Here is a 17,241-nt window from a genome sequence, read left to right as displayed (position 1 = left end):
CTGTATTCAAATCAATCTGAATTATTCTCTGAAACTTTTCTATCCATAATTCCACTCCAGCTCAGAATAAACTCTTCTCCATCCTTATCATCTTGATCATCCATCAAAAAAACTGTTCCAGGAGAAAAATAATACTCTGGCGGAACAATACGTTTACCAGCTTCTTTAAATCGTTCTTTTTCTTTATTAGAGTATTCCCTGCCGCTTAACAGTTCTATATCTCCCCGAAAGGGGATTAATTTGTTGTTTTTGTAGTTGTTAATAATTTTAACATGAGAAAGAACAGGGTTACCCTTTTTTACGGTTACTATTATTTTATCTTTATTTAAATTATCTTCTACGGGAAACATATTCTTACCCTTGTTTATACAGTAAAGTCTTACTCTACCAAAACCGTAATTCTGCTCTCCCCCAAGGATTAGCTCTTGCAATAGATTAAAATGGTCAACATATACCCCATCATCTTTAATTTTAAACTCTACATTTCTATCCTGTAAAGGCAGCCTAGCGGACCCATTTACCCAAACAGCCCCGATAATTTTGGTGTTCTTGATATTACCTTTTTTATCCATGTATTTGTGATTTATAAATTCGATCTCATGCAGGCTTTCATGCTTTGCTGAACCCAACTCCCTGTCAATGGCCGTTGAGACCCTGCTCCCAATAAATCTGTATTCAAATTCGGCTTTAGTTATTTTTTCTTCATTTCCATAAATCAATCCCTCTTCACTGTAACAGGGGTAATATATCGTTTCCCCATCAAGAATATAGAAATAAGAAAACCGGAAATGTTTTTTAACTTCCTCTCCAACCCGCCGGTAATCTTCTCCTGTAGGTTCTGCAAACAGATATTCCGTAGCCAGCCTCGTTACAGCACCCCATAAATTTTTGCCGGGAACATAGTACCTAGTAGGAGATACGACAGAACCTGTAAACGGCAGGTAACCTATATGCAAAGGACTATCCAACTCATATATCAATTCAAGTTTAGTCCACATTTTTTTCACCCGCCCTGACTTTAGCGTGATACAAAGCATAAGTCAGAGTGCGCTCCAAAATTTTTTTTAGTAATAAAACTTTATCTATATCCTTTGCTATATCTTTAATTGTTGAACATAAACCTTCAAAAGTCTCAGAAAAGTTATCTTTTTTGTCAATAAACATTGTTTTTATATTACCGTCATTCAATAAAGGTAAAAGCCCTTGCTTTCTAATCTTCCCTTTATCTTTATCTTCAAGCCACAAAAACATTGCATATATTCCATCTTCTTTAAGAACGCCTAAAGCTTTTCGGATATTATTAAGAATCTCCTTGACTTTCTTTTCATCTCCCATACTTCCTATTTTCTGACCATACTTCATGCAATAATAATCAAGATTAGTCATTATCGCCTTCACCTTCCCTTTTCTCAATCTTTTTCTCGCTGTCGACAGGTGGCCACAATATTTCAAGCCTCCCAAACCCCCGGGTTCCCATTCCTCCGACACCAAGGAGCTTTAAATATTTAAAAGCTGCCTTTATCATTCCATCAACTTCATTCTTCTCACCTCGACGTTTATCTTCAATTATTTCAAAACCAAACACTGTCCCCCTCGGTATAGCCTCGTAAGTAAAGAGGGCCCCTTCTGCTGCAGTTCCTGTTGTGGAATCAATTCTAACAGAAGTCCTTACCTCAAGATTGTCATTTACTATGTGGGAAAATAGCTTATCAGAAACTAATACGATTTTTTTGATAAAATCTTTTAGCTCTAAAGGAAGCGTAATAATCTCTGAATTATCATCGTTAAACTGGCTCCCGACTACTAATAAAAGCCAGCCAAGGTTTAGTTTGTCCGGTTTTTTATCATTAACCCATCTGATGATATAGGCTTCATCTTCAATGTCTCTCGGAATTTTTATTTCTTCTCCATCAGAATTTTTTATATCACCCAACCAATATTTAATCAAATCTTTAGTAGTTATCCAGACAGTACCATTGATAGACGATACAGGAAAAAAAAGAATCTGGGCGTCATAAAACCGCAGCATTCCTTGCCTTTTTTCGTCGCCAAAATATTCTTTTGCCTTTTCTTCAGCACACCTTCTTTTTTCCCCCTCGTCGTTTTGGTTTTTGCATTTTTCATCTTTTTCCTGCAGATAAAAAGTTGCGTATTCTCTTATCGCTCCTGCCAGGGAAGTGCCGGGTATCTTAGGTACATCTGTCGCCGGCTCCCTGACGATAGTATTGTCCACCCGGCCCAGTCTATATCCTCCCGCCCCTATATGAATGGGGTCAAGAGCTTTTCCAAGATATTTTCTTATTTCCATTACACATCTACCTCCCTGTCTTTGATTACGTGCCTGAAAAGCATAATAGTATCAAGCAAAAGATTATTCATAGCAGAATTCAATATAAAACAACGCGTCTCCTCACGTAATTTAAACCACCTGTCTCCGAAAGCATCCTGTAAAGTTGCTGTTACATATCCCCTGAAAACATCTTTTTTACAGAAATCTTCAACTCCTTTCCACTCTTTTATCTTTTCTGTAATTGCCCGTTCAATAAAGTTAATCTGAGTAGTCGAAAGGTTATTTCTTAATATCTCCCATAAATCCACCATTTGTTTGAATTGATAAAGGTAATATGGCCTCCTTGAAAACAGTTTATAATCCTCCTGAACACGCCTTTTATCCTTATATGCAAGCTTATACCGATCTTCATTGCCACCCAACAGTTCAAAATCAAAGTAACCGGGATATAATGCATATGCTTTTCCCTTAGAAAGAGGAACAATATCATCCAGGGTGTAATGCTCATCTCCATTAAGTTTTTTCAGGGGGTAAAAACTGTAAAACTTATCTTTTTTCACATTGCTGATATCCCACCACGGGTCCAGCAATACTGGCTCCTGGAATTCCTTGCTCCGTAAGACTCTTTTTCCTGCTTCAAGCAGCAGATATAAGGGGAATTTCCTGTTAGCCACCAGCAGCCCTGCATTTAGTGGTAGTTTTCCGATAACCTTTCCAAACCTCTCATTAAACATGGTTGTTATCATTTCCAAAATTTTTACAGCATCAAGGGCTGGAACTATGATCTGAAACAATAAAGGAGTTCTTACTATTTCAATAAAAGGATAGTAGTCTTCTGCAACGAAATTATTCTCCTCTACAGACTGTTTACTTGCTTTATTTTCAACAAGCAAATTTTCGGCAGGGTTATCTTCCCGGGCAAGCCAGCAAAAACCTTCTTCTTTTAACATCTTTTGCACCGCTGCCAGGCCTTTTACTTCTCCTGTGCTGAACTTCTCAAGCGATTCTATAGTGAAAAACTTGCCTTTTTCAGTGTGCAAAACAAGCAGAGTATCCGGCTCTAAATCATTAAATTTCAGAATGTAGGGGGTATTTTTTTCAATATCTTTTTTCAATTTTAACTGTGAAAAATCTATTTCAAACCGCAGTCTCTTCCACCTTGTCCCTGATGTCAATCTCTTTAGAACCTCAGCCCAAAATTCCCCGGTTTCCTGCCAAATCCTCGACAGCCGAGCGGGTGAAGGGTTTTGGGTAAAGAAATAAGTTAATATCGTTTGTGGATTATGAATAACATCAATTGTATGTATATTATTTAAACTTCCATCTTCCAAAAAGCATTCTAACAAAGGTTTTACCTCTGTTCTAAAAGGATTTTTGCTTATCCACTCTGCTATTTTTAAAGCATTTATGTAAGAATCCCCTGGTTGTTCAATGTTATAACTATTTAAAATATTTATTATTTTTTTCTTTTGATACTTTTTACCATTTCTCCAATCTTCAAAGGTTTGGGAATAAATAGTTTCTACCAGCTTTCCATCCAGCCATTTATCTAGGTTGAAACTTAAAGTAAGAAGAGCCACACGATTGTTTATGTCGGCAACTTCATCTGTCCAGATGGTTCTGTCTATCCTATTTTCCAGCCAGCTGTTCAGTCTTCCTTTTCGTCTTTCATTACATTTAATACACATTTCTTTCTTGTGATCTTTACTTCTTATCTTGCAAATAGGACAAATATCACAATATTTTTTACAGTTTTCATTCTCTTTACATATTTCTTCTTGTTTAAGCAATATTTCTAGAGAATAATCTATTAACTCTTGTTTACTTTCTCTACTTTCTTCTCCTTTTACAAAAAGAGTAGGGCTCATTTTTGGTATATTTCTCTTTTCCGAAGCAAACTTCAATTCTCTACCAAGAATAGTAAGGCTTCGAGAAGCTCTGCTTAAAGTGAAAAAGGGCCATATTTCCTGATCGCTTATTTGAAATATTTCCTTCAATCCAACACTTGCACATTCACGTGCAAGCCGTACTGCCTTGCTCTCTTCCAAGGCAGGAAAGGTAAAATATATCCCATTTATATCTTCGTATACTGCATTTCCAACAGGGTACTCAACTTCAAACATTTCTTTTAATTTTTCCTTGATATCCTTAATAATCTGTCTGCGGGTCAGGATGTCGGCAATTTTTCTCCCTTTTTCAATAAACCCTAATCCATCCCAGCATACACCAAAAATTCTCCACTTTAACCCCTTTAAATCAGAGTCTTCACTTAAGACTATGTAACACAATACGGATTTAAAAAGTGAAGCAGTTGAATAGGAATGGTCCCATAATGTCACATCATTTGCTGGAATTCTGGTTTCTCCCAGGGCATGAGAAAAGGTTACCTTGAGATTATCCATTATTAATTTTCGAAATTCTCTTAAAGATATTCTGCTAGCAATATAATCCTTAAGTATCCCTATTAATCTTTCTTCTAGCTCACTCAGTCGACTTTTAAGGCCGTTTAAGTCTACTATTTCTTTTGGATAACCGAATGGAGTACTGATGATTATACTATTTATAGATTGTTCCTTCCGCACTACACCTTTGTCGTCAGCCGAATCAAGTTGGTCGCAATTTCGCACTAAATTAATTAAGTCATTACTATAACTATCATTATGATGTTCGGTTATGACAGAATAGATGTCAGAAAGTTTCTCCTTACTTCCAAAGCTGAATTTCCTATGTCGTAGCAAATCCACCAGTTCAAATTTGAGAAATTTATCAATTTTTCCGTGTTGAAAATCCTTTCCACCCTCTCGAGAGTTTTTCCATATAAAATCAGGATGGCACTTGCCAATATCATGCAGTAGGGCACCTATTTCCCCAGTTAAGATTTGAGGCTGTTCCTCTTTAATTTTTTTTAGCATTTCCCCTACCGCCATTTCAAGCACCTCCTTCTCTTCCATCATGAAGGCGGTAAATAACAGAAAAATATTCCTTAAAGTTTTCCGGCACAATCTCTATTTTATCCTCATCTATTGGATCAACCACACCAAAACCAGCTGTTTTTTTGGCTGAAAAACCGTAGGTATAAAACATCAATTTAAGGGCCTCGGCCAGAAATTTTAGATCTTCTTCTACTTCTCTATCTTTGTAATTCTCCCCTTTTGGATATGGAAAATAAAGCAAATATAACTCTCCTTTTGCACCTATCTTCATCAGTTCTAGATTTATCGGCGCTCTTTTCGGCACTGGAGTCCTGGTATCCCTCTTTAAGGGAGTTATAACATCTCTCTCAGATTCATTCCTAAAGAAAGTAGAAAAGAAATACAATCTTCCCTTTAATGCTTCATCTTCATCCGTTTTTGATCCAAAAAGCCTTCTGATAATCTTTTTCTTTTCCGTCTCGTCTTTTTTAACCATTTCAGCAGCAAATCTCAAATGCCCCTTCCAGGCAGTGGGTCTCACCACAGATAAGCCGGTAAACTTATCCCTTACAATTGGATTCTCAAAGATTTTAACCTCTTTTTTATCCTTCTCTTTTACGTAAACAATATGAAACTCGCCCTCGTTTTTACTTATGTAGGGTTTTTTCAGTGTAAAAGAGATTTTTATAAGCACAGAATTTTGTGGCAAATATTTTAAATCATCAAACGAAGGGTAAAATTCGGTAAAATTTTTATCTTTACTTATATTTTTTAACATCTCTTTCTTCTTTTTGCCAAGTTCCACTTTCTGTTTATCCAGCTTGTTTTCTAGATAGGCTACCGAAAGATAATAATCATGTACCATCATCCAGCACCACCTCCAATTCATTTTTCAATTCTTGAATTATTTCCTTTCCTGTTTTTTCTTTTTGTAATGAACAATCTTTTAGTTTTTGGATGCACTCATTTTCTTGAAACAGTTTTTCTTTTAATTGTCTATTAAAATTATTCTTTATTTTTTTCTTTATTTCCTCATTAACACCATATCCGAATATTCTAACTTCTACCTTTTTTTCATCAATCTTATAACCATGAGAAACAAAAACCCGAGAACCTTTACCACACTCTCCGAATACCTTGTGGCGCTCTGCCTTATCTTTAATGAGAGGTCTTATAGCATCCCTTACATGAAAAGCTATAGGTAAAAATTCATATGTGTGCCACGCTCTCTCCCACTGCTCCCAATTTTCTTTGAAGGAATTATGTAGAGGTGCATGTGTCCAGAATACCTTTAGCTTTATCAAATTTTCAATTGTATCAGCAAATTTAATTCGAAATTTATAGAAAAAGAAATCTTTAAGAATAGGTTGATCAACACTTTTCCCTTTTGTAACCAAATCAATTTTATTTTGTTTTACAGGTAAATTATTCTCAACAATCTTTATTACTCCATTTCCCTGGGAAGTCCGTGCTCCCAGAGCCCCATAATCTTCAATTATATTTAATGTCCTGTTTAACAGTTCCCATTCACTTAATTCGATTTTTCTTAAAGGAATAAAAGTAATAACTATTAATCCTTTTGTCACAAAACCGGAAAAATTTCTTACAAGAAATTTTTTCACTTTATTATGCTTTCGCCTGGTACCTATCTTTCCATCCAAAAATTCCCAACTTGGATTCTCTCCCTCCAGACTAACCTCTAACCTAAACTTTCTTGCCCAGCCGGTGCAACCAAAAAGTTCACAGACATCACAGTGATTCTCGCCATTACATTTTATGTCTGTGGGATCACACGAAGTTCCTCCTAATCCCTTTACCAAAGCTTCGTACCACCACCGTAAACTGCCAATTATTCCTGTCTCCCTCACTGCATTGCCCCTTCTATTTGCATCTCCTGTCCACAAAGGAGTCAATGGTTTAATTTTCACCGTATAGTCTTTCACACTCCTCACCTCCAGCCTAATATTTTTTATTTGGTAAAAAAAAATTTAAAAGCATAACGTTCGGCTGCAATTATATCTCCGCCAATAGGTTTGCTTTTAAAGGTTTCTTGCCTTCTCCCTGGGGAATTTCTACTCCCTGGAATTTGGCATAGTTGACTTTAACTCCATCATCCAGGTCAATCTCAATTTTTTGATTGGCAATATGGGCTATGATCTGGTCGTAAACTCTACATTCCATAATTTGTTTCATAATCTTTTCTTTTCTTTTTCTAGCCACTATTTCTTCTTTCTTTGATATATCTGAATCAATAAGTATATCTAAATGCTTGATTTCTGCCTCGTATTTTTTCTGCAATCTATGCAAATAATCGGTCCGCACTCTTGCAATAGTAGAAGGATCATAGCGGTGCATGTAGATTAACGCTTTAAATCCGTTTTCTTTGCCACTGTCAAAAAGCCAGTAAATCGGACGTTTTTTATATGTTTTTACATGGTCTTTATAAAAACCTTTTAAGAAGTATCTTCTGATAGCCTGTCTTGAAGTTTCATTACTTTTCTTTCCTAAGGTTTCTGCTATATAGTCCAAATTTTCCTCTAATGTCTCCTCACCAAAGACAACTTTAACAAACTCAACAAATCGGTTGACGATATCATCTTCAAAATAATCATCATCAACAATAGGAATAACATTATCCCCTGCTATATCAATAGAAGACTTCTTCCAACCTTCTTTTGTTTTTATCTGCCATTCTCCATTTTCAAATTTAAAGTAATCTTTAAAATCTCCACCTGCATAGATAAGTCCTTCTTCATCCAAAGAATAACGACCAAACATACAGCCTACTGCATAGGATATGAAGGATTTGATATCTCTTTCCCTAGCTGCCTTACGAATGGTAATATCTTTATCATCAACTTCAGGGGTAAGTTCATCTTGTAAACCGTAGATTTCAATAAAAATGCGATTCAATTCTTCTTCGTTTGCTTTAAGTTGATTAAACTGTTTTTCCGTAAAGTCAGACCAATTATTGAAAGCTTCTTCTACTGTAGGTGCATTACCTTTATAAGTTAATAAAGGATGTTTTTTGAAATCCCATGAAGTTTCAAATGAGTCCCAATCATTTTTAGAAATTTCCCAACAGTTTTTTGTTATTAAATCGATTTGATTTAAAATTTTATTATCTTTAATTATTTTTACTGGAACATTTTTTAAATTGCCGGGTTTATAATCTAAAGTAGGTGCAAGTATGTTTAGAATAGTATCACCTACTACTGAATTTAATAATGCCATTAAATAAAATATATTCTTTTGATTTCGAATATAACAACATGGACCTTTGTTATTATACAAATATTCCTTTCCTAAATATCGTATTGATATCTTATATGAACAAATATAACTCCAAGTTATAGCATCAGTAAAAAATAAATCTTTATGTGATACTGTTGAATTAGGATAATTTATTAATTCTTCTCCATTATTGTACCAATTAACTACATATTCATTATTGCCATACCATTTTCTGTAATCTCCACCTTTTGCAATAGGAAACCACTTATATAAGCTTTTATTTTTATTAAAAATTTTATGATATATATTATTATAATTTACTTCATACCATAGTCTTAAAAACAAATTATTGTTACCTGTTTTTATACCCTCTACAGGCATTTCAATTTCTCCTAGTAATTTTTCTGTTACAAAAAGATTCCTGAAATTTTCATTTATCCAATATGCTATTGGTGAACCAGGTATTTTATTAAATGTAATATTTCGAGTAACATACCTATTATTAATATTAAAAAATTCTTTTTCTTTTTCTGCTGAATTTTTATAGTTTGTAAGTTTTAAATATGTAGTCTTATAATATTGAATATTAAATTTTTTAATAACAAATACTGTTGACTGTACTACTTCTCCTCCAATTTCTTCAAACGCTTTTGTACCTAAGTGTACCATAGACAATATTATATTATTATTAATAATTTTTTTTCTAATATTCTCAAATTTGGATAAAAACATCCACGAATGTTGAGTTATCATACTAATATACATATTTTCACATGAATATTTAATACATTTTTCAATAAAAACCGAATATAAATCATGTTTAGAATCAAAAAAGCACTTCTTTAAATAATCAGATAAATTATTATTCATACCTCTATTTCCCATATAAGGTGGATTAGTACAAACCACACAATATTTTTCACTCATTATTTTTCCTTGTTTAATAAGAAAAGGAATTTTTTCTAATATTATTTCTTTATACCGAAGTTCAAATAAATCTAATGTTTCTACATCTCTAATTTCCTCTAATCTCTTCTCAATCGAATCAAAATCAATTTCCTTCACATCTAGTATAGAGCCGTATTCCTTTGCATCATGAAATATATTGATTAAATATTCCACATCTTTTCTCAAATTTTCATCTTCTTTTACCAAATAATCTACTGCTTCCCTGGGAATGTCGTTACTTTCCTGAATTGAACATAAATTCAACTTCGGCCTGTACCTGAATATCCTTCTATTTTTGCTTCTTGCTTTCATTAAAAGGGCAAAAGCCGCCAATTGGCCTGCCCTATCATCGATATCAAGGCCATATAGGTTTTTTTCTAAAATAAGTGTTGGTATTTCCCTTTCTGAATATCCCGCACTTAAATAAATGTCATACAATACATCAAAAGCATAAACAAGAATATGGCCACTTCCCATGGCAGGGTCCAATACCTTTATGTCTTCGGGACTCAAGTTGGGATTTTTCAGTTCTTCCAGCTGCTTTTTAACTTCAGGGTCCTGCTCTGCTTCTTCCAGATAATACTTCCATTTTTCTTTTAATTTTTCATTAGGATGAGATTCTAACCATAGTCTTCCTAAAGAGTTTTCTACCATATATTTGACTATCCATTTTGGAGTAAAAAGTTGGGTAGCAGCCGGAATATTTTCCTTTGTAATCTTTTTGTTTTTCCTGAGCCCTGCGAATACTTCATCTTTCTTTTCAGAAATATAGTACTGATACAGCCAACCTATAATTTCTATACCGTGTTCACCTTTTTCTTCTTCTAATTTCTGTTCCTCTTCATCTAACTCTATTTTCCAATCATATTCCTCAATGCTCTCCACTAAATCTCTGATGACAGAATCTTTAGAAAGCAAGTTATCAGGGAGAAGGAGTTCTGTATAATCGGATATTTCCTCAAATACCGACGGCATTATTTTCCCCAACTGATTGCATTGTTTGATAAGAAGGTACTTGTACAGTTCTTCTGTTTTATTATTGATCTGCAGATTATAGATAATTTCTCTGTCAACCTCCAGATCAACATTTGATGCTTCTTTGATAATATCCGGCTCAGTTTTTCCTTTTTCTATTGAAGAAAGTACTCTAACACCGGTGGGTAGATAGTTATTCACTTCCATGAATCGAAGAGCAATAAAACGATTAAACCATGTGTAGGCAACTTCTTCCATTACCTGGTCAAAGCCTTTTTCTTTAATATTTTGGATTAACTTTTCTCTCTGTTTGATTTCATACTTCTTAAATATTCTGCTGTTTTCTCTTCCTTTGACTCTAAACCCATCTTCAAAAGTTTCTATATCATAAATATCGTCTTTTGTTATCCCGATTTCATAGGCTTTTTGGGTAACTTCTTCAATCAGTTTTCTTCTTGCCCTTATGGCAAAGTTTTTAATAGCCGCCTTATTCATGAATCTCCTCTCCTCTAAATCAGTTTCAGTACAATATTTTCTTTCAGTTCTTTTTTCAACTGTTGTCTTATATGCTGCAGAAGTTCTTCTATATCATCTTCGGTCTCTATCGTCCAGGTACTGTGAAGAATGTTGGCTATGCTGATATTAACAATCTTTTTGGACATATATTCCGGTGTATCTCCATCACTAACCGTTGTTGACTGTTCGGTATCTTGTTCTTTTAATTCCCTTTTTTTCTTCTCTATTTCTTCAAAACAACGTATTTTCAGCCTGTCTGACTCATCTTTCATGGCAATGGCTTCATAAAAGTTATTTGCAAAATTTAACCGATTGAACAGGTTATTAAATTCTGCTTCGAATTTTGGATATAATTCATCTTTAAAGTCATATAAGTTAAGTTCATCCTTAACCTTTTGATAATTACTTTCAATAACATTTCGGATAGGTCTACATTCTTCTTTTAACAATTCTGAAAACCTGTTTTCAAATTCAGCTATAAGATGAGGAAGTTTTAATATTTGCGAATAGGGTTTTTGTGATTTTACGATTTCTTCTATTTCCTGTACAATCTTAATTGTTTCACTATCTACTATATATGATTTATTCCTCTCATAAACATTTAATTGCTCTAAAGCTCTATCAAAATATTCTTTTTGATTTTCAAAGAATTTTTTTACATCAAAAACATCATCTTCATAATCCAACATCTGGTCTTTCAGTTCATACAGTTTTTCGTAAAACTCCACTGCATCATAAATTCTTAAAATTTCTTCAAACAATTCTCTGCCATTTTCTAATACTTCTTTCCCAGGATAATTAAAGTTTTCATAGTAAACTAACAGTCTATTAATCTCCGACAACTCTTCTTTTGATAATTCCTTAAATTTGTTCATCAAACCATCTTCATCATCCGGTACAGTCATATAGCCAAATATTTCTCTTGCCAAGTCTCTCGCATTGTTAATGTATTTTTTATCTGTCTTCGTTCTTTTTTTAATAATTAACCTTTCAATATAATCCCGCTTAGTCATATATTGGATAATATTTTTATCTGATGTACTAAGATAATCCCCTCCAAGTTGGAGTTTAATTTCCTGAGATTTAAACAATTTAATGATTAATCCAATGATATCTAACTCTCTCCAGCCATAAGGTGCTTTGGAGTATAATGTAATGATAGACTTTAATGTTATAAGTATATTCCTTTGTGTATTTATTTCAATATAATGTTTGACTTCTTCTAAGGCAAATTTATTGGGAACATCATCATCGTCTGTTAGTTTCAACTGCATATCATTTTCCATCAAAAGATCCTGTAAATCTTTTGTACTTTCAATAAAATGCGTAATATAATTTAATTTATTGTATAAATTATCAATAAGAACTTTCAATCCACTGTTGATTCTTTCCACTGGATTTTTTGATTTGATATCAAGTTTTTGCATGTTTACATAAAAATCTGCCTCTTTTAATGCTTCTACAAGCAGGGTCTTGACTCTTTCCTTTCTTTCAGCAACTTCCCTTGATTTTCTGCTTTTTATTTCTTCTATTGTCTCTATAGAAGAAGCACCGCTTTTCCTTAGGTATGTTTCGATCTTTAGGATATCCTCCATTTCTTCCAATACAGTAGTATCAGAAGGGAGTTTAATTATCAGGTTGTTTTCCCCTGCTGACATCATTTTTAATTCATAATCTGTCAATTCTTCCCCTGTATCAAAGTAAGGGGTAATAATTTTTACACCAATCTCACTTTTCTGTGATGACAACAGTCTGTTGTCTATTATTTTGTTAAAATCAAAATGATATCTGGTATTGTATCTAAACTTCTTTTCGTCATAAATTCCGTTAAATATCTCTTCACCGATCTTTAGAATAATTTCACCTATATCTATCGGAATATTCTGAATCTCCCTATTGACCCCCTGCTCTTCGTGAGTCAGAAAAATATATTCATCACCATACTTTTGAATAAGGGTTTCTTTAAGAAGTCTTTTAAGGGATTCTTCTATTTCCTTTTTAAGTTCAATCTTATCATCATCAATATGACTCACCATCAAAGTAGCAATATTTTCTATATTAGCAGGCATTTCTTTGACATATTTAATTAAGAATAAAACTTTAAGTACCTCTATATCCCTATCTGTAAGTCTGTCATTATCCTGGGCATGGAGAATAACCGTGCGTATATTGGAATCTAAGAATGCCTCAATGGTTTCATAAAAGGCTGAAAAAGGTATTAAAGTTCCAACCTCATGATCGGCATAACGAATCGCAGCTTCCTGAAAGGCACTTAAAAGGGATCTTTCCCCTTCTGAAAGATGCTTGCCACTGGCACCGTGTATTCTTATTGCTGTAAATACAGACTGCAACAGATTAAATTGATATGGAATAAAAGGATAAACTTCTATAAAATCATCTACTGATTTATAAGTCTTCATTTCAGCCGTATCTGCTGAAAATGTAATGAGATTTTTCAAAATTGCCTCTTTCTCCACATAAAGAAGTTTCAGTGTATCTCTGGCAACATCTTTTTTAAGCAAAATACGCTTTTTAATTACCTCATCCACATTGGCACTGGAAAGATTCAATCTTGTATTGAATCTACCCTGAATCTTCGAAAAATCATTTCCCTTCACCCTTGTAATGGAGTCAATATCCTGCTGGGAGGTTACGATAACCCATGCCTTTCCTCCACAGTAAGTTCCCAAATCCTCAACAACAGTTTGAAGGTTTAGCATTAAACCGGCATCATCACCAATGTATTGTCCCATTTCATCCACCAGAAAAATAACATGGTGATCGCCACCTTTTGATTCAATGTATTCTTTTACCTTTTTAGCAAATTTTTCAACACTTAAAAAATAGTTTTCTTCCGCTTTGTTATACCACTGTCTAGCTGCATCAATACTCATTTTCGTGGTATCAGCCAGTGCTTTAACAATATTATCTTCTTCAAAATAAAAATCTTCCCTGGCATCCTCCCATGGGCTTCCAGCCAGCTCTTCAAATCTTCTTTTAAAATCTTCATATAAACCCTCTTTTACAAGTTTCCTTTCCATATCGGCAACCCAGGGTAGTGAACCAGAAAATCCCTGCATTTCATCAAATACTTTGTTGAATACTTTTACAATAGACTCTTTATTAACTTTAGAGTCAGAATCAGATTTAGAATCAATATTAAATAGAATGACGTCTGCACTAACATCTCCGGCCATCTTCATATCAGCAAGCACCATTGGGTCGTTAATTTTATCATCAAAATAAGATACAGCCTTTTTACCCTTTACTTCTTTGTTGGCAAGCAAATAAGATAATATTTTTAAGAAGTGGGATTTACCACTCCCGAAGAAACCGGAAATCCAGACTCCCATCTTATCAGTATAATTGTTAATACTTTTTTTATAAGCTTCAAAAAAGGTGCTGAAATGTTTACCCAATTCTCTTGTTACTACATATTCTTCCAACTCTTGATAGATATTGGCATCATCATCCTGTCCAATTTTAATAACTCCTTTAATATCCCTTTCAATGTCTTTATTAAACAATTCTCTAAGTTTCACCACATTTTTCACCTTCCTTTTATCTTTCAATGAGTTTAAATGCTCTGTAATAATTTTGATCCATAATTTCATCAAACAGACACAAATCCTGACCTGAATAAGTGCCAGGATAAAACATTACCACAGGTACATAATCAATCACAGAATGCAAAGCATTTAAAATCGTATGAGAACGAATAATAGGCCATACTTTTCCTACTCCCGTTAAAAACACAATGTCATTTTGTTCGACCCTCTGTCTGATATACTCAACAACCAGATCATTTTTTTGAGTAAGCCTCAATGTATTTTTGATTGGTTTTAATATCGCATTGGTTCCCTTTTTTTCTTCCATTTCAAAGACTTTTTCTAAATATCCCTTGTTTTCTAATATTTCTAACATAATTTCATATAAATCAAATTCCTTGATTCTAATTTCTGAATTATCAGTGTTTATTTTCTGCTTTAAAAATGCTATATGTTCTCTTACAAGCATCTCATCCTTTGGATCATAGTCAAAAATATAAAATCCTATCTCATTTCCTAAGCCTTTATTCTCCCTAAACCTCTTTTCCATAATTTTAGAACGAATTGCATTAAGCCTTTCATAGATATTCATCATTTACACCTCTCCCAACATTGCTTGTAAATAAATCTGATCTCCTTTATTTTTTAAGTGTTCTATTACTTCTTCTTCCATGATAGGTTTTATAATTTCTAAATTCTTTTTATTCTTTTTGGCAAAGCCTGCTTCTACAAGGATTCTTTTATATACCTGCTTTAGTTTATAAAAAGTATAATCTTTCCATGATGCAACCTGGTCACTCTGTTCCGATTTTCTTTGAAAGAAAACACTAAAATCTTTATCGTTAATAATATAGTCCATCAGCAAATACTTCTCTCGATAAACTTCCTGCATAAATTCAAAAAATAATCTGTCAGTTTTCATTATGGCATATAGGGCTATTTGTTTGCTTGTCTCCAAACTTCCATTAGTAATCTTCCAGAGCAAAAATTCATCCAGTACTTGCAGTCTTTTAATAACTGTTGAAGCAATTTCTTTAATTCTGCTCTCTGTGTTCAATAAAAAAATATTTTCTTCTACTGCTTTTTTCTTTATTTCATCTACTTTTAAACCTTGTAAATAAAGGCCTGAAGCCTTTTTTAATTCTAAGTACAAAAATGCCATTGATTTAATTGTCGACTTATATTTTGTCATATTATTCCATATCACCTCATTTATCGGTCCACTTTTTACTTTAATTATATTATATCATTTTTACATCCAAATACAAGAAATATATAAATAAATATTTATTAAATTGTTAAAAAGGCATGACTGGTATTTTAACCGCTTATCTTACTTTGTAATGAATCATAAACAAGCATAAGGCTGAACTGATCTACAGCAACCCCAACGCTGTCCAAGCCTTGATATTTCCTATTATTTAATTCATTTGGGATTAGTAGAAAATAGGAGATTATACTAGCCGTACATACCATCATAAAAAAATCATGGGTGGAATACAGGCTACCGCCTGCATTCCACCCATGATTTTCAAGTAAACTTTTCTACCCTTACTCCACTGTCACTGATTTAGCCAGATTCCGCAACTGATCCACATTACAGCCTCGTAATCTGGCAACATAATAAGCCAAAAACTGGAGTTACGTTTCAACTCCACCTTTCTTATCTGCTCCTATACAAATATTTTTCATTTCTTTACAGAATCCCTTTTCTAAACCCCACAAAAATAATCATCTTAAACTAAACTGTTACCTAACTAAATTTTTCTTTAATGAGATTTTCTTTAATACTACAAACCCTCGACTAACTCTTAGGATAAGCATCAGAGTCATTGCTTTCAATATTATTTCCTTGAGTATACCCGGTTTTAAGTACAGTTGTCCTATTCAGGCACAAAATAAGGGCTATCCATAAGCTTAGATTCCGGGCCTGTCACAAAAATCATCTCTCACTTTCTTTCATAAATACAACATAATTACCCAAATCAACAGTATATACCTTCCAACCTGCATCTAACCAGGCATTTGCCTGAACATGACCTTCATTGGCCCACCATTCACGATATTTATATGCTGAATCTGGAAGAACATTATCTATTATTTTTTCAATTTCTTTATAAGTTAGTTTAACACTATTATCATTACAATTCTTTAAAAAGTCCTTCAATGGATCATATTTTCCCATCCGCAATATATTCTTCTCTTTCTTAACCTTTTCATATTCATATTCATTCTTTGTAACCTCTTCAGATTTTCTAATTACTTTATCTGAAGTACCATTCCATTCAGGCTTGTATGTTTTAATAAGTTTTTCTTCTAATAAAATTCGATTTTCTGTTTCATAAAATAACAAATGGACCTTTGAACCTTTTTTAATTTCCTGTAAAATATGTGAATTAATTTTACAATTAGTTACTTGCCCACCAATAAAACAATTGCGGGGAGAAACCTGTCCATATCCTGAATTAAATCGTTCGCTTAAATCCTTGCATTCACCAATATATTTTATTTTATCGCCAATCTTAATTATATAAACGCCTGCCTTATTTATATTGTCTGGTATTCTGAACTTGCAAAATGGCCCTTTACCGTACTTATGCAACTTTTTATTGGCAATATTTTTGTATCTTTTATAAGGAAAGTATTCAATAGGCTTTCCGTCGGCATTCGTAACAGGCGTAATTTCACATATATATTCAAAATCGTTAATCATATGTCTCAACTCCAATACTATAAAAATAATATTGAACTTATACTCTACATAAGTTTATATCAAATATGTTCTCATCAATAAACATTTCCTTGCATTTTTATTTTT

General features: G+C 33.4%; 11 protein-coding genes. All 11 read right to left on the bottom strand.

All coding sequences use genetic code 11. From position 1 onward, the window contains the following. Positions 1 to 11: 11 nt before the first annotated feature. The 11 genes from BBF96_RS00175 to BBF96_RS00125 all read right to left on the bottom strand — a co-directional run bounded on the left by BBF96_RS00175 (position 12) and on the right by BBF96_RS00125 (position 17,136). Positions 12 to 998 (bottom strand): hypothetical protein, encoded by a 987-nt coding sequence (locus tag BBF96_RS00175; protein WP_127015288.1) that lies wholly within the window; start codon positions 996 to 998, stop codon positions 12 to 14. Next, a complete protein-coding gene (locus tag BBF96_RS00170; RefSeq protein ID WP_205665667.1) occupies positions 988 to 1,386 on the bottom strand; it encodes a hypothetical protein in 399 nt (132 codons plus the stop codon). The genes BBF96_RS00175 and BBF96_RS00170 overlap by 11 nt, the downstream gene beginning before the upstream one ends. Then, on the bottom strand, positions 1,379 to 2,308 hold the full coding sequence (gene cmr4, locus BBF96_RS00165; protein WP_127015287.1) for a type III-B CRISPR module RAMP protein Cmr4: 930 nt from the start codon (positions 2,306 to 2,308) through the stop codon (positions 1,379 to 1,381). The genes BBF96_RS00170 and cmr4 overlap by 8 nt, the downstream gene beginning before the upstream one ends. After that, a complete protein-coding gene (locus tag BBF96_RS00160; protein WP_205665666.1) occupies positions 2,308 to 5,217 on the bottom strand; it encodes a CRISPR-associated protein Csx11 in 2,910 nt (969 codons plus the stop codon). The genes cmr4 and BBF96_RS00160 overlap by 1 nt, the downstream gene beginning before the upstream one ends. 1 nt (position 5,218) lies before the next feature. After that, positions 5,219 to 6,070 carry an RAMP superfamily CRISPR-associated protein gene (locus BBF96_RS00155; protein ID WP_205665665.1) on the bottom strand — a complete coding sequence of 284 codons (852 nt, stop codon included), beginning with the start codon at positions 6,068 to 6,070 and terminating at the stop codon, positions 5,219 to 5,221. Then, on the bottom strand, positions 6,057 to 7,145 hold the full coding sequence (gene cmr1, locus BBF96_RS00150) for a type III-B CRISPR module RAMP protein Cmr1 (protein WP_164730813.1): 1,089 nt from the start codon (positions 7,143 to 7,145) through the stop codon (positions 6,057 to 6,059). The genes BBF96_RS00155 and cmr1 overlap by 14 nt, the downstream gene beginning before the upstream one ends. 70 nt (positions 7,146 to 7,215) lie before the next feature. Next, on the bottom strand, positions 7,216 to 10,854 hold the full coding sequence (pglX, locus tag BBF96_RS00145; protein ID WP_127015285.1) for a BREX-1 system adenine-specific DNA-methyltransferase PglX: 3,639 nt from the start codon (positions 10,852 to 10,854) through the stop codon (positions 7,216 to 7,218). A 14-nt stretch (positions 10,855 to 10,868) separates the two neighbouring features. After that, a complete protein-coding gene (gene brxC, locus BBF96_RS00140) occupies positions 10,869 to 14,417 on the bottom strand; it encodes a BREX system P-loop protein BrxC (protein ID WP_127015284.1) in 3,549 nt (1,182 codons plus the stop codon). A gap of 19 nt (positions 14,418 to 14,436) precedes the next feature. After that, a complete protein-coding gene (locus BBF96_RS00135; RefSeq protein ID WP_127015283.1) occupies positions 14,437 to 15,018 on the bottom strand; it encodes a DUF1788 domain-containing protein in 582 nt (193 codons plus the stop codon). After that, positions 15,019 to 15,615, bottom strand: coding sequence for a DUF1819 family protein (locus BBF96_RS00130; protein WP_127015282.1), 597 nt, complete (start codon positions 15,613 to 15,615; stop codon positions 15,019 to 15,021). It lies immediately after the preceding gene. A gap of 750 nt (positions 15,616 to 16,365) precedes the next feature. Beyond that, positions 16,366 to 17,136, bottom strand: a complete 771-nt coding sequence (locus BBF96_RS00125) for a GIY-YIG nuclease family protein (RefSeq protein WP_127015281.1) — start codon at positions 17,134 to 17,136, stop codon at positions 16,366 to 16,368. Between the last annotated feature and the right edge of the window lie 105 nt (positions 17,137 to 17,241).

The sequence above is a fragment of the Anoxybacter fermentans genome (assembly GCF_003991135.1).
GTDB classification, from domain to species: Bacteria; Bacillota; Halanaerobiia; order DY22613; family DY22613; genus Anoxybacter; species Anoxybacter fermentans.
This window is presented reverse-complemented; position numbering and strand designations above follow the sequence as displayed.

Bases quoted from the DNA above. Each gene is read 5' to 3' on its own strand.
- cmr4 (WP_127015287.1), bottom strand. From the start codon at position 2,308: ATGGAAATAAGAAAATATCTTGGAAAAGCTCTTGACCCCATTCATATA.
- BBF96_RS00155 (WP_205665665.1), bottom strand. From the start codon at position 6,070: ATGATGGTACATGATTATTATCTTTCGGTAGCCTATCTAGAAAACAAG.
- BBF96_RS00170 (WP_205665667.1), bottom strand. From the start codon at position 1,386: ATGACTAATCTTGATTATTATTGCATGAAGTATGGTCAGAAAATAGGA.
- BBF96_RS00135 (WP_127015283.1), bottom strand. From the start codon at position 15,018: ATGATGAATATCTATGAAAGGCTTAATGCAATTCGTTCTAAAATTATG.
- BBF96_RS00160 (WP_205665666.1), bottom strand. From the start codon at position 5,217: ATGGCGGTAGGGGAAATGCTAAAAAAAATTAAAGAGGAACAGCCTCAA.
- BBF96_RS00175 (WP_127015288.1), bottom strand. From the start codon at position 998: ATGTGGACTAAACTTGAATTGATATATGAGTTGGATAGTCCTTTGCAT.
- pglX (WP_127015285.1), bottom strand. From the start codon at position 10,854: ATGAATAAGGCGGCTATTAAAAACTTTGCCATAAGGGCAAGAAGAAAA.
- BBF96_RS00125 (WP_127015281.1), bottom strand. From the start codon at position 17,136: ATGATTAACGATTTTGAATATATATGTGAAATTACGCCTGTTACGAAT.
- BBF96_RS00130 (WP_127015282.1), bottom strand. From the start codon at position 15,615: ATGACAAAATATAAGTCGACAATTAAATCAATGGCATTTTTGTACTTA.